This is a genomic window from Bradyrhizobium sp. ISRA464 (assembly GCF_029910095.1).
Taxonomy (GTDB): Bacteria; Pseudomonadota; Alphaproteobacteria; order Rhizobiales; family Xanthobacteraceae; genus Bradyrhizobium.
In genome coordinates this window covers 6,215,760-6,229,260 of sequence record NZ_CP094526.1, presented here as the reverse complement: position 1 = coordinate 6,229,260, position 13,501 = coordinate 6,215,760, and the positions used below count along the sequence as shown (strand labels likewise).

The following is a 13,501-nucleotide window of genomic DNA, read 5'->3' as shown; positions in this document are numbered from 1 at the left end:
ACGTCATTGGTTAGCTTTAGCGGGTGTTTACTTTGCGCGACGGCATCAGTGAAGAAGAGTTTTTGCCAAGATTGCACGCCTTCCTCCAGCATTTCATAGATATTGGGTTTGCTACCAGCTATCGCATCATGCGCCGCGAGGCACTGACCGGTTTCGGCAGAACGCTGCCGGTTTTCATGTATCGAGGCGAACTCATCTATCCAGACCTGGAGCGGGAGCATGCCGCGTACGAATACGTCAAACAACGTGGCGAGCAGGTACACTCGCTGCATGTAACGATGAACTCGATGGTCAAACCCGACGCCGACTTCTTTTTGGAGACGCAGATCGGATAGACCGCGAATGTCTGCCTCTATGCGTCGGCTGTCGGGGATACACCGGGCAAATTGTCTCAGGGGCCGGCCGTCGTTCTTGACCCAAGCGGTCCGTAGTCGATTTTAAATCTCCAGGATCGGCCGAACAAAATACCATGCCAAGCGATCGGCGTCACGTTGCTCCATCGGTAGATGAGGGGCGCCTTTGTTCGACGTGGTGAATTGTGTTCCGAACAGGTGCGGATCGAGTCCTACACTGGTAAGCCAATCAGACAGTAGCCGTGCGTACTGGTGCGTGGTTAGGCTGCAGTTAGGTCCTCGCCGGCCGGTGAATAAGTATTCGTCCGGCTTCTTGCCCGTCGCCCTCAGATAGGCGTCGATGGCTTGGCTCGTTGACCCGGTGAGTTCGAATCTGAGCGGCCGTCCCGTCTTCTTTTGTCGGACGCTTGCACGATCGGTCGTCGACTTTCAGCGCCACGACATCGCAGCCACGAAGTTTACCGTCGATGGCCACGTTGAACAGCGCCAGATCACGGACCCGGCCTTCCTTCTTGGTAATGCGCTTCGATTCGGGACGGCCGACGAAGTGCTCGCAGCGGGAGAGGGCATCAAGACCACGCTGTCGCTGCGATGCCCAGCTCCGATGCTGCCAATCGTGCAGCGCTCTCCGCAAAGCACCTTGCTGCGCTCCAGCTTCCGGCCGGCTCTACATGGTGCGTGGTGCCGATTCGGCCGGCGATACAGCAGTGTCGGCCCTGACCAGGCGCGCCGAACAGACAGGTATCGAGGCAATCGCACTGTTGCCCGGCTCGGGGAGTTCAATGAGGAGCTGCGACATTTCGGGCTCGGTCACTTGCGCTCAGCCTTATCCGCCCAGTTCAACTCCACAGGACGCCGCGCGCTTCATCTGTCCCGTCATGACCGGGATTGGCTGAATGACGAGTTCGTGGCGTCGTCATCCGATTCCACGAGGGCGTCCTCTCCCGGCCAAATCCGCACCCCAGCCTTCTGAAGGGCGATCGGACGGCAAGCGGCTCGGCCCTTCAATGGCATGGATCGCGGCTATTTTCCGCCGGCGCTTATCAGCGCCTTTGCATCGCGAAACAAAATAGCCGCGCCTCTGCCATCCTCCGCTGACGCTTCGGCCCTTCGCTGCGCTCCGGGTTCTGGTCCATTCCGCTTGCCGTCGGGTGATCGCCACGAAGGCCGCGATGGGCGCGGCCGAGCCGGCCAAAGGAGCCCACCCATGGCAAGCGACCACGACGACAGCGACCTCGAACCGCCCCACAGTCCGTCCCCGACCGCTCACATCCTCGACGAGCTTCAGCTTTATGGCTTCCGTCCCTTGAAGGATGAACCCGACCCGAGGCCCCTTCCGGAAGGCAACGCTGTCGCCGGCGCCGTTTCCGACATTTTCGGCGCCCTGGTCTCGACCTTGCACGGCACTCGCCTCGAATCGGACCTCGAGGACCTGCTCTGGCAGACCGTCAACCTGTTTCACCGTGCAACAGGCTGGATCGAACGCGAGCTCGACGCCAACGAGCAGGCACAGCAGAGAAGCCAACACGAACAGAATGGCTCAGAGGTGCGATCCGTCGAACTCGAACGGCTCACGGCCGAGGGAATCACACTCGTCGAGCGCCGCAACGCGATGGAGCTCTTCCGCGATCAGGCCGCCGAACGATTCGAAGTCCAGATCGGTTCGCCTTGGCGCCCGCGCTCAGGTTCTGTCGTCAGCCACCGCACATTGACCGCCGCAATGATCGACTCTCGCGATTTCCTCGCCGCAAAGCGCCGCGCTGACGCCGAACTGATGCTGCCGCCCGGCCCGAAGATCGCGCTCACGGGCGGACTCGACTTCAATGATGTGTCATTCATCTGGGATCGGCTCGACAAGGTCCACGCAAAACATCCCGACATGGTTCTGCTCCACGGCGGATCGCCGAAGGGCGTCGAATTGATCGCTGCAAGATGGGCCAGCAATCGCAAGGTACCCCAGATTGCCTTCAAACCGGACTGGACGAAACATGCCAAGGCTGCGCCATTCAAGCGCAACGATGCCATGCTGGCGGTCATGCCGATCGGCCTCATGCACTTCCCAGGCACCGGCATCCAGGAAAATCTTGCCGACAAGGCGAAGAAGCTCGGCATCCCTGTCTGGAGGTTTGGCAAGGATCGCGCATGAGCGAGAATCTCCATCCGCCTCACGTGCCTGCGGGTGTCCGAAGCGCGCAGGCCGAAGTGCCGAACCTTGCGTCGAACTCTGAGACCCGATCCTACCGCCAGGGCTGCTGCAGCTGCGTCTTCTTCCGTCGCATGAGTGCACATGCAATTGCGCAACTGGTTTCAAGAACAGCAACCGTACGACGCCGCGGGCGCGGCTCGGTCCCGCGGTCCCTTCAATTCGGCCGCCGACTTTGACCTATTCGCCACTAGTTGAGGTGCGTGTCAGGAAATATTCACGCGACAACATCTCGGTGAGGGTTGAATCGCACCTAACGTCAAGTTGTACGGTCTCGGAATAGGCAGTGTTGGTATTCACAAACCGAAAAGCTTCGAGCGAGCAACAAAGGTACGAATGTCTCAAGTCTCAGTCTCAGTCTCATGCAAGACGAGCCCCACTGTTAGCGACACTGTAAGGCGGGCGATCTCCGGATCAGGATCGGCACGCGATGGTCTGACGGGCGCCGTTGGCCGAACGTCGACATCCTACGTAAGCAGATCGGCTGACCTGCCTCGCCTGCGATCGAAGATTGGCGGCAAGCTCAACCTGCCTGTGCGCAAGCTCAGGATCGAGCTGACCATTGTACCAATTGCGATCGGAGGCGTGGATCGTAAGCGCAATGTCCAAGAGAGCTCAATGACGTCAGCCACTGGTTTTGCGGAGATCGTTCCGCATCTGCGTAGATATGGAGGTTGTTGTTCGCGGACCTTCGAAAGGCCGACACGCGAGGCGCCATCCTGATTCCGCCGAGTGCCGTGTCGTTCAAAGCGGCCGCAATGAGGGAATCGTCGCCGGCTTCCGGGCTTGACAAAGCGCCGTTTCTCGGTCGCGCCGCAATGCTTCAGATCCGTTGAATACAACAATGAGGGGGATGGTATGACAAGGCAGCGCTCTCTGCTGACGCCTGGTCCAATGTCGCTGTCGGCGGCGGTTAAGACCCAGATGCAATTTGATCTTGCATCGCGTGATTGCGAGTTCAAGGAAGTAACCGCCCGTATGAGGCGGCTGATGCTCAATCTGTCGGGGAACCCTGAAACCTATTCTGTGGTGCCTATTCAGGGTGGCGGCTCTTTTGCCATGGAAGCCGCTCTCTGTTCGTTCGTTGCCCAGGCCGACAAGCCGCTCGTTTGCATCAACGGGATCTACGGGGAGCGCATTCTCAAGATCTTGCGGCTATGGGGCGTCGACGCGCTCCACTTTGTCAAGCGAGCCACCGAGCCTTTGGATCCCCAGGAGGTTGCTGAGCGTCTCAGTCAAAATCCAGGCATCACGCACATCTGCTTTGTCCATTGCGAGACCACGACCGGGATCGTCAACCCGCTGGAAGCGATTGTGGCGGAGGCGAAGCGGCGTGGCGTGAAGACCATTGTCGACGGGATGAGCTCGTTTGGTGCCATCAACACCGATCTGAGCCACGACGGACCGGAAGTCCTTGTCACGTCTAGCAACAAGTGCATAGAAGCGCCGCCGGGAGTCGCTTTTGTCATCGCCTCTCGCGAGCTGCTGGAGAATGCGGCTCACGAACCAAGGTCATTTGTGCTCGACGTAAGAGACCAATGGCGTTCGTTCGAGCGCACGGGAGAGTGGCGATCGACCCCTCCCACTCATATCGTTCAAGCGGTTACAAAAGCGTTGGAGATTTTGCACGCCGAAGGCATTGATGCCAGGCGCCGCAGGTATGAGAAGATAAGGGACCATCTTATCAAAGAACTCGAAGGAGTAGTGTCTCCACTTCTGCCAGCCGACCTGCAGTCGCCCATTTGCGTCGCGTTCACCGCGCCGACCGGAATCTCGGACCAGGTCGCGTTCGATGGCCTATATCGTCATCTGGCGGCTCATAACCTTTACGTCTACTCCAAGTTGCATCCTCCTACCCGCAGCTTTCGGATCGGTTGTATTGGAGAAATCCAATCCAGTTGGATCGAACGGTTGGGGTGCGCTTTTCGCACATATTTCAGGTCAGGTCCGGCGCCGTTGGCGGGGCGGATGTCACCCCAGGAGATTGCCGGCCGGCAAGGCGAGATCTCGCGTCCGGTCGCGACAACCTCCCAGCCCCCATTTTCCACCGAAACTGCCGTTCTGCATGCGGGATACCGGCGTGATCCGACAACAAAAGCTGTCGCGGTGCCGATCTATCAGAACACGGCTTATGAACTCGACGGCGATCTGAACCATATCGCCGATGTCTACAACGTAAAGGCTGATGGTTTCACCTATACCAGGATCATCAACCCAACGACCCGAGCGCTGGAACGAAGGTACGCCGCCGTCGACGTGGGAAGCGACGCGCTCGCGGTTGCATCGGGTCAAGCCGCGACATTCCTTGCGATCGTCAACCTATCAAGCGGCGAGGTGGGGGACAACGTCGTCGCCTCTCCGTATCTGTACGGCAATACCTGGAACCTGCTCCACAACACGCTAAAGCGTCTTGGTATTAGCGTCAGGACAGCGGATCCTCGTAGGCCCGAGACCTTCGAACGTGCAATCGATGATCGCACGATATGTCTGTTCGGAGAGGTGATCTCGAACCCATGCCTTATTCCGCTCCCTGTCAAGCAACTGGCGGAGATCGGCAGAAAGCACGGCGTCCCCCTGGTCGTGGACAATACGACGACACCCTTGGTGTGTCGGCCGTCAGCGCTCGGTGCGGCGATCACGACGTACTCTGCAACCAAATACATATGCGGCCACGGCACGACACTAGGCGGTCTGATCGTTGACAACGGAGAGTTCGATTACCGGGGAGCGTCTCGCTTTCCCCTGTTCAATCATCCTGACGACGCGCATGGGGGAATTATCTGGCGCAACGCGCTGCGGGATGTCGAAGACCTCGGCAAGAGCGAGTTTCTACTGAAAGCGCGAATGACATGGCTGCGCGATACCGGGGCCGCCATCGCCCCCTTTGCGAGTTTTCAACTGATCCAAGGGCTCGAGACACTGCCTCTTCGCATGAAGCAGCACTGCGAGAATGCCAGGATCGTGGCCAGCGTTCTTCAGGAGCATCCAAAAGTGCGGCGCGTCTTCTACCCAGGGCTCTTTGAAGGAGCCGATCGGGAAACTGTCGATCAGACCCTCGATGTCGCGTACGGATATGGGGCGATGGTGATGTTTGAGGTGGAGGACGAACAGGCAGGGCGCAGGTTCATCCAGAACGTCGACTTGATGTATCACGTGTCCAATGTGGGGGATGCCCGCACGCTCGTGACGCATCCTGTGTCCACGACCCACACCACTGTCCCACGGGAAAAGCGTGAGGCCGCCGGCATATTTGGTGGCTCAGTCCGACTGTGCGTCGGCATTGAAGATGTCAACGACATCATCAAGGACTTGGACAAGGCGCTTTCCGCAATCTGACAACCTGTAAGCCCATCAGGAAGGGATTTCTCATGACACAGGCAGAGGCTTGGAAACTGAGGTCGTCGCGCTATGAGGCTGTTCAATTCAGCCGCGAGATCAACAAGCAGCTCTCCGAGCTGAGACCGGACAACATAACGGGAGCCGCCTATATCGCGAAAGATTACGCTGTCATTACAGCTTGCGCGCTCGCGACGGTCTACGTCTCATGGTGGCTCTATCCGCTCGCTGTTCTTCTGATCGGCGCCTACCAGCGGGGATTGACAACGATCGCGCACGATGCGGCTCACCGCACCCTCGCGAAAAACACGACCTGGAACTATGTCCTTGGCATTCTGTTCGCCGCCTATCCCTTGTTTCAGCGCCACTGGGCTTACCGGATTTCACATGTCTACCAACATCATCCCTATCTCGGCGACCCGCAGAAGGACCCTGATCTGAAGTTCTTCCTGGCCAGCGGCGTCTACGACGTCCAGCCCCCGGGACGCTACGCCTTCAACATGATCTGGAAGCCGATATTGGGTGGCGCGACAGTCGCGTACCTGAAGTATCTCTGGACCAACCGGTTTTCGATAACAGATGCCGACGACGCGAGCCGGTCGGGCATACTTATCGACAAGTATGGCTTCTATCTTTTCTGGACGACCATCTTGGTCGGATCATATGCCCTTGGACTGCTCCACATCGTCGTGCTGTTCTGGATCGTGCCCTATCTCTCCACGTTTCAGGTCCTCGGCTGGTTTATCGAGCTCGCCGAACACTCCCCCATGTGCGAGACGGAGACGCAGAACGTCTATCTAACCCGGAATAGGAAAGGAAACTTCCTCGAGCGAGCCATCTTTGGTCAGAACCTGGATGAATATCACCTCGAGCATCATCTGTCGCCCGGCATTCCGTTTTGGCTCCTGCACAAGGCACAGAAGATTCGAATGCAAGATCCTCATTACGCAAGCGTTGCTGCGACCTGGGGAGGGCTCTTCGTCAAGGGACCCCAAGGTCAACCCAGCGTCATGACTCAACTAAAGGAACGAAATCGACGCCTGTATGAGCAGTCGTTGACCAGCGTCGATACGAAAGAGCAACCAGCTTGACACCGCAACGGAGACTCTCGACCCGAGCCGTCGTGGGCGTCACGTCAAATCGCCTCTTGGTGGATGGCGTGCACCGCGACTGGTTGCGCCGCAAGTATCTGCACGCCCTCGCTCACTATGCCGGCGCGACCTGTGTGATACTGCCGACCATCGATGCTGAGGATGTGAACGCCGATGCCGGACTGGCGATCATGCCCAGATTGGACGGCCTCGTGTTGACAGGAGATGAATCGAACATTGATCCTGCAATCTTGCGCGCGCCCGCTTCCCTTGCGAAGACAAGCGAGCAGGACGTTGAAGGAGGCATCCGCGACCGCCCACGCGACCGGCTGTCGGCGGCGGCCATCGAGAGGGCCGTTGCCTACGGGATGCCGATCTTGGGTATTTGCCGTGGGCTGCAGGAGCTTAACGTCTACTTCGGCGGCACGCTTCACCCGTCGCTTTCGCAGTGGAAGTCCGAAAGTGGTCAGATGCATGCCGAGAAAGCAGATCTTCCAAGGGATCGGCAATACGATGTGGCACATAGCGTAAGGATATGTCCTGACGGCGCGCTCTTTCCGATCGCCGGCGCGATCGAAGCGCAAGTGAACTCCTTGCATAATCAAGGCATCGAACAGCTTGCCGCTGCGCTGAAGCCAGAGGCCTGGGCGTCCGACGGTCTGGTTGAAGCGGCGTCTGTCATTGGCGCGCCGACGCTGCAGATTGGCGTGCAATGGCACCCCGAATGGCACGTGGCAACCGACCGCGTGAGCAAGCACCTCTTCAGCGCATTTGGCGACGCGTGCGCTGCGTACTGCCAAAGCAAGACATACTAGGGGCGGATCGTGAAGTTCCGATCGAAATGCGGCCCTGCGGAGCCGAACGGAGAATCCCGCAGGTCCGGTTCGCCGCAAGCCGCGCCCGGGCTGCTGACCAATCGCTTCGCCGCGGGAGTGGTCTTTGTGGCCCTCTACGTCACCGTGAGTGCCGCAGGTGAGGTCTATGCTGCTTCATATTTCCAGCAGGCAGACGCGGCCATCGCTCTTCTGCTGTCCTTTGGTGTGGTATGTATGACCTTCAACGTCTTGGCTCGCGGGGCAGGCGGACGAGTGGAAGTCACGAAGTCGTCGCTTCCGGTCTTTGTCTCACTCAATTTCGTGACCGCGATAAGCTGGGTTGGGCTGTTCGTCGGACTGACGTACGCCGAACCTGCCATCATCGTCGCGTTCATGGTGGCGTTGGGGCCTTCCGCAACAGTGTGGCTAAACGCGCTGATCAGAAAGCAGGGCATTCCCCCAAGGTCAGATATTGTCGTGAGCCTTCTGATTGCGGTCGTTGGCAGTTACATGATCTGGATTTCGGCGACCGGAAACGCCGGCGTCGCGTGGGGACCTCAATCGTCCTTTGGCATCTTCCTGGCAGTCGTGGCCGGTCTATCGCTTGCCCTTACCAATATCCTCGTGAAAATGCTGTTCGATCGTGGATTCTCCGGTCGTCAAGTGCTGGCCCATCGCTTCTACGGGGCGATCCTCTTGCTGCTTGCGCTGAGCGATCATTCGTCTATCGCGTCGGAGATCGCGCAGCATTGGTGCGCAATCGTAGTGATCGCGCTATCGACAATCATTGTGCCTTTGCTCTTGATACAGGAGGGCATTCGCCGCGTGGAGCCGTTCACGGTGAACATGGTCCTGTCCACGGCTCCGATCATCACATTTTTGTTCCAGTATTTCGACGCTCGCATCGTGCCGTCTTCATACACGTTCGTTGGAAATCTTCTCATCACGGCTATCGCCCTGTGCAACATCTACTTGCAGTATCGGAGATCCGCATGAAGGAACGGCATTGTGTAATAGTGGACGCATACTCAACCGGCCGATACCTGCCGGAGGAGTTCAAGCGGTATGGAATTGGAACGGTGCATGTGATGTCGTCTGCACAGATTCCGGCCATCTTTCGCTCGCATTTCGACGATCGGTCATATGATGAGGTCATTCGTCCGAGCGAATGCATGGCTGACGATCGGCTTGTCGAGCATCACCTGCAAGCCCTTAGAGGTCGAGAATTCGACTTCGTGATAGCCGGATGTGAGACAGGAGTTGAGCTGGCCGATTGCCTGTCCGAACGGCTGGGCTTGCCGACGAATGGGACCGCCATGTCGTCTGCAAGACGAGACAAATCGCGCCTGGCTGAGGCGTTGAGGTCTGCAGGGGTACGATCGATCAGTCAACTGGTGTCTGATAATGCGGAGGACGTCATAAGTTGGATGCGTCAGGAACATTTCGACGAAATCGTCATCAAGCCGGTGAACAGCACCGGTACGGAGGATGTATTTTTCTGCGCGACTGATGCGGATGTCCGGCGAGCGTTAAGTGTCATCGTCGGAAAGACGAACCGGGTCGGATCGTTGAACCGCGTTGCCCTTGCTCAGGAGAAGATAAACGGTCAACAGTACACCGTAAATGCAGTCTCGATCGAGGGGGAAACGTTCGTCACCGAGGTGTGGACCTATGACACCGTTCCCATAAAAGGGGCGGGGTCGGTCTGCTCGCTCGAGCGACTGTTGGGAGGTAAGGAGCCCGTCGTTCAAGAGCTGTCCGACTATTTGGTCCGAGCATTGCAGGCGCTGAAGATCGTCAACGGACCCGCTCATGCCGAGATCTTCGTTGATGATCGGGGAGCGGTTTTGGTGGACTTTGGAGCAAGGCTTCAAGGGACAATGTCGACAAAGGCCCGGACGATGGCTTTGGGTCACAATCATATGACGCTGACTGCGTGGCGCTATGCAGATCCCGTCGGCTTTGCGGAGTATATGAGGCGGCGCGGGCCGTACATGCGGCGCGCTCACTCGCTGTGTGTCTCGCTCATCTCCGATGTGGGCGGTGTTGTTGCTGGATATCCGGGACTCGAGGCAATCCGCGGACTGCCGAGCTTTGCGGATGCGATTGCATTCGTTCCGATTGGTCAGAACCTGGTACCGACGATTGACTTGGCGTCAACACCGGGCATCGTGTATCTCGTCAACAATAACTTGATCCAGCTCGAGGATGACTATCGAGCGTTGCGCGCCATGCGTATGGACCAGGTGTTCGAATTGAAGACGCAAGGACAGCATTGATGTCGGGCGAAGTACGGGGGAGCGCCGCGAATGGAGCCCGTGCGGCAATGATTGGCGTGTGCGACTTTGACGGCGTCCTTCGAGGCAAGCACGTGATGGCCGACGATGTCCTTGATGGAGATAAGCTCATCAAATTCTCGGAGGCCGTGCTCGCCTGGGACTGCGCAGACCAGGTGATCCCGGCGACTGTTACACAAAAGCCGACATCAGCATTCGCAGATGCCGACCTGCGGATTCTCTCACGCACTGGTCGCCCGGTGTCTCCTGATCGTCGTCAGTACCTCTATCTTGCTGAGTTTGTGGGAGCGCATGAGAGCATCTGCCCGCGTGGCGTCTTGCGTAAAGTCCTACGAAGAGCTGCCGATCACGGATATGGCTGCACAGCCGGATTCGAGTTCGAGTTTGTGCTATTCAAGGAAACCGCCGAGACAATTGACGGCAAGCCATTTGACCAATGGACTCCTTTGACGCACGGTCCGTTCGGCTATTCAGTCGCACGCGCCGTCGCACACAATGAGCTGTTCGACGAAATCCGCGTGCTTTGCAAGAACGCTGGAATACCTCTCAGCGGGCTTCATTTTGAAACGGGGCCTGGCGTTATTGAAGCGGCACTTCGCCATTGCGATGCCCTGGATGCTGCCGACCGTGCCGTGATATTCAAGTCGATGATAAAATCGTGGGCGCAGACGCGAGGCCTGATGGCGACCTTCATGGCCAAGGTGTCCGAGAACTGGCCGGGCCAGTCGGGCCATATTCATATCTCGATGTCGTCGGGCGGCGAGAATCTATTCTACGACCGCGAAACTAACCGTAACGTCTCGAAAGCCATGCGTCAGTTCGTCGGCGGACAGCTGAAGTACATGAAAGAGTTTTGTGTGCTCGCCGCGCCCAACGTGAACAGCTATAAACGGCTAAGGCCCGGCTATTGGGCTCCAACCTGCCCGAGCTGGGGGCTCGACAACCGCTCCTGCGCAGTACGCGTCATTCCGGGAGAGCCAGCCGCGCACCGCATCGAATACAGGCTGAGTGGCGCCGACGTGAACCCCTATCTCGCCCTCTCATGTGCTATCGGCTCCGGCCTGCTGGGGATCGAGGAGGACGTTGGCTTGACAGCTCCAGTTGCCGGTGATGCAAGTGCACTAAACTGCGCTGCGGCCGAGCGTCTTCCCCAAGATCTATCGGAGGCGACAGGTCGGTTTGTACAATCTCCAGAGGCGGTTGACCTTTTTGGAGGCGAGTTTGTCGAAGCTTTTTCGTCGTCCCGCCGCTGGGAGTGGGAAGTGGTTCAGCACCGAGTCACTGACTTTGAACGTCAGCGGTACTTCGAAATCATTTAGAGCAGGCAGCGCGTACGGTCAGCGAACCAGTCGGACGACGGCTCAAGCGCCGGACGATGCTCTCGTCTGCATCTGAGTGGTTCCGGACAGCTGGTACGACCGCCTGCCTCTGTGCGGCCGTCAGTGTCGGCATAGCGCGGACGCGGATTATTGTTCTGGACACGCGCCCAGGCCGGAGGGCGTCGCCGGATGACGTGTCGGCGAACGCGCGGCCTGGGTCGCACTGAGCGTGCCGAGTGTCATTGGGCCGATGATGTGCCGGCGGCAGGCGCGTCGTTGCGGCATTGTGCCATTCGACGATTGCGCCTTTTCTTCGCATGCTCTTTCCTTCTCTACGCCCAGCCCAGACGACCCCTTGTGTTGGACAACGACGTCCGCCAAGTCTTGCTCTCCAGAGTGTTCAGCGCTCGGACGCACCTGACCTCGTTGGCTCGATCTGGCCGACGACCGGCTGCGCCTCGATCGTCTGAGCCGCAACGCCGGCAATCAAAACTTTCTTCCCCTGGGCTGACGCCCATTCCTCGCGAGACAAGAAAGTTTCTCGCCGGCGTCCTTCGCTGCGCTCCGGCCCAGAAGCGGGTGCGCCGCCGATCGTCGTCGGCCTGTAGATCGCCATCGAGGCTGCGGTGGTCGCGGGCTCGAACAACAGAAGGAGAAGAGACATGGCTAACATCGGTTCTTTCAAGAAGGTCGGCAACGATTTTCAGGGAGAGATCATCACGCTGAGCCTGCAGGCCAAGGGTGTCCGAATCGTCGCCGAGGCCAGCCGCGGAAACGAGAACGCTCCGAGCCATCGCGTCTATGTGGGTCGAGCGGAGATCGGAGCGGCCTGGTCAAAGCGCTCCGAGGAGGGCCGGGATTACCTGTCACTCAAGCTCGATGATCCGTCGTTCAACGCGCCGATCTATGCGAATTTGTTCGACGATGAAGCCGGCGAAGGCTATACGCTGCTCTGGTCGCGGCCGCGCAAGAACGGCGACTGAGGTCGATCCGTCGAAGCCCCGCCCGGTTCATCGGGCGGGGCGCTTCGTTGTTTTGTCCACTGGTCAGCGAGTATCCGTCGTCGCCGGATGACCCGCTCGCATCGACTACTCGATCTGCGCCCGAGGCGCTCGCTCGGCGTCCCATGCGATACAGTTGCGACCGCCAGGGCGCTCGCGGTCGCGACTTTGCTATGAATCAGGGCGGGCTGGTTCGCAGCTGGCGTACGCGCCGGCTGTTCGGGGAAACTCCAGATACGCGCGATCTCGGGCGACGGTTCGCCGTCGGCAGCCGACAATGGGCCCCCTCTGTAGTCGTCGTGCTGACTCCCATCGAGGCGCGGCGTGCAATCCCGCCTCGTTCTGAAAACGGTGCAGCTGCATAGCACGATGCCAGCACCGTCTTGAAAACGCTGTCGGTATCCACACTGCTGACGAGCGATCCGGTCATTGCAGGCCACCGTGTTGATCGTTGCTCAGCCAGCCCGATCTCACTCCTGAGCACCTCGACATTCGCCCGGCCAGCGATGCAGCAAGTTCGGTGCCCCCCCTGACATATGATATCGCCAGGCAGCGATCGGCTTCTCGGACAGGGGGCACTCGCGCATCGCGGCTCGTCATTGCAGTCGGCCCAGTCTCCGAATCTGTCAAAATGGTAACGGCATCCAATGTTTGCTGGATTGGCCGCAACTCACTTAGCTGACACTCGAAGGCTGGTTGATTGGCGGACGCGTGCGCTGGTGAGCTGGTTTGTGCACTCGGGGCAACGGCCAGCCGACTTCAATGCTTCGTGGATCGATCTTCATTCTGTCCCCAACGTAGGCCGTTCAAGGTTTCTTCAGTATTCCAGGCGCGGCTTTCGAAAAGCGGACCTGACGGAAAGGAAAGCCATAGAGGCTCAAATTCGTTTGACTGTGGCCGGCTCGACCTCCATCGCTGAGCAGGAGAATGCCGCGCGAATGCAGCATGCGCCGGGTAAACCCCGCCCTTCGGCGCATCTAAAAGCTCCCGTTTGCCCCGTTTCGGTGCGCCCCAGTGGCCAGCGAACAGATGAGAGCGCCGACGGGGCCTGCCACTGATGCAGGGTGGATATGGCTGACTTCCATG

11 protein-coding genes are annotated in these 13,501 nt (G+C 58.8%); 10 read left to right on the top strand and 1 reads right to left on the bottom strand.

Features of this window, described 5'->3' with window-relative positions; translation table 11 throughout:
* Positions 1-32 precede the first annotated feature (32 nt).
* From MTX19_RS29250 to MTX19_RS29205, 9 genes are all read left to right on the top strand, one after another.
* Positions 33-335: a DUF6614 family protein gene (locus tag MTX19_RS29250; protein ID WP_280973004.1), complete on the top strand. Its 303-nt coding sequence runs from the start codon at positions 33-35 to the stop codon at positions 333-335.
* A gap of 358 nt (positions 336-693) precedes the next feature.
* Positions 694-1,326, top strand: a complete 633-nt coding sequence (locus tag MTX19_RS39320; protein WP_348638213.1) for a hypothetical protein — start codon at positions 694-696, stop codon at positions 1,324-1,326.
* A gap of 234 nt (positions 1,327-1,560) precedes the next feature.
* Positions 1,561-2,499, top strand: a complete 939-nt coding sequence (locus MTX19_RS29240) for a DUF2493 domain-containing protein (protein ID WP_280978189.1) — start codon at positions 1,561-1,563, stop codon at positions 2,497-2,499.
* A 915-nt stretch (positions 2,500-3,414) separates the two neighbouring features.
* Positions 3,415-5,892: a 2-aminoethylphosphonate--pyruvate transaminase gene (locus tag MTX19_RS39315; RefSeq protein WP_348638366.1), complete on the top strand. Its 2,478-nt coding sequence runs from the start codon at positions 3,415-3,417 to the stop codon at positions 5,890-5,892.
* A gap of 32 nt (positions 5,893-5,924) precedes the next feature.
* Positions 5,925-6,983, top strand: a complete 1,059-nt coding sequence (gene rtxC / locus MTX19_RS29225) for a dhydrorhizobitoxine desaturase (protein WP_280973003.1) — start codon at positions 5,925-5,927, stop codon at positions 6,981-6,983.
* Between the two features lie 32 nt (positions 6,984-7,015).
* Complete coding sequence (locus MTX19_RS29220; protein WP_280973002.1) at positions 7,016-7,798, top strand: gamma-glutamyl-gamma-aminobutyrate hydrolase family protein; 783 nt, start codon at positions 7,016-7,018, stop codon at positions 7,796-7,798.
* Between the two features lie 9 nt (positions 7,799-7,807).
* Entirely contained in the window at positions 7,808-8,794 is a 987-nt protein-coding gene (locus MTX19_RS29215) for a DMT family transporter (RefSeq protein ID WP_280973001.1), read from the top strand.
* Positions 8,791-10,077: an ATP-grasp domain-containing protein gene (locus MTX19_RS29210; protein ID WP_280973000.1), complete on the top strand. Its 1,287-nt coding sequence runs from the start codon at positions 8,791-8,793 to the stop codon at positions 10,075-10,077. Before MTX19_RS29215 ends, MTX19_RS29210 begins: the two co-directional genes overlap by 4 nt.
* Positions 10,077-11,414, top strand: coding sequence for a glutamine synthetase (locus MTX19_RS29205; protein ID WP_280980457.1), 1,338 nt, complete (start codon positions 10,077-10,079; stop codon positions 11,412-11,414). Before MTX19_RS29210 ends, MTX19_RS29205 begins: the two co-directional genes overlap by 1 nt.
* A 400-nt stretch (positions 11,415-11,814) precedes the next feature.
* On the opposite strand, the gene MTX19_RS29200 is transcribed toward MTX19_RS29205, so the two are convergent.
* Positions 11,815-12,078, bottom strand: a complete 264-nt coding sequence (locus MTX19_RS29200; protein WP_280972998.1) for a hypothetical protein — start codon at positions 12,076-12,078, stop codon at positions 11,815-11,817.
* On the opposite strand from MTX19_RS29200, the gene MTX19_RS29195 reads away from it, so the two are divergent.
* Positions 12,077-12,397, top strand: coding sequence for a DUF736 domain-containing protein (locus MTX19_RS29195; RefSeq protein WP_280972997.1), 321 nt, complete (start codon positions 12,077-12,079; stop codon positions 12,395-12,397). The two genes, MTX19_RS29200 and MTX19_RS29195, sit on opposite strands and share 2 nt — an antisense overlap.
* Positions 12,398-13,501 lie beyond the last annotated feature (1,104 nt).

What these genes read in the sequence shown, in the direction of transcription:
- MTX19_RS29195 (WP_280972997.1), top strand. Translation starts at nt 12,077, where the DNA reads ATGGCTAACATCGGTTCTTTCAAGAAGGTCGGCAACGATTTTCAGGGA.
- MTX19_RS29200 (WP_280972998.1), bottom strand. Translation starts at nt 12,078, where the DNA reads ATGTCTCTTCTCCTTCTGTTGTTCGAGCCCGCGACCACCGCAGCCTCG.
- MTX19_RS39315 (WP_348638366.1), top strand. Translation starts at nt 3,415, where the DNA reads ATGACAAGGCAGCGCTCTCTGCTGACGCCTGGTCCAATGTCGCTGTCG.
- MTX19_RS29205 (WP_280980457.1), top strand. Translation starts at nt 10,077, where the DNA reads ATGTCGGGCGAAGTACGGGGGAGCGCCGCGAATGGAGCCCGTGCGGCA.
- MTX19_RS29240 (WP_280978189.1), top strand. Translation starts at nt 1,561, where the DNA reads ATGGCAAGCGACCACGACGACAGCGACCTCGAACCGCCCCACAGTCCG.
- MTX19_RS29210 (WP_280973000.1), top strand. Translation starts at nt 8,791, where the DNA reads ATGAAGGAACGGCATTGTGTAATAGTGGACGCATACTCAACCGGCCGA.
- rtxC (WP_280973003.1), top strand. Translation starts at nt 5,925, where the DNA reads ATGACACAGGCAGAGGCTTGGAAACTGAGGTCGTCGCGCTATGAGGCT.
- MTX19_RS39320 (WP_348638213.1), top strand. Translation starts at nt 694, where the DNA reads ATGGCTTGGCTCGTTGACCCGGTGAGTTCGAATCTGAGCGGCCGTCCC.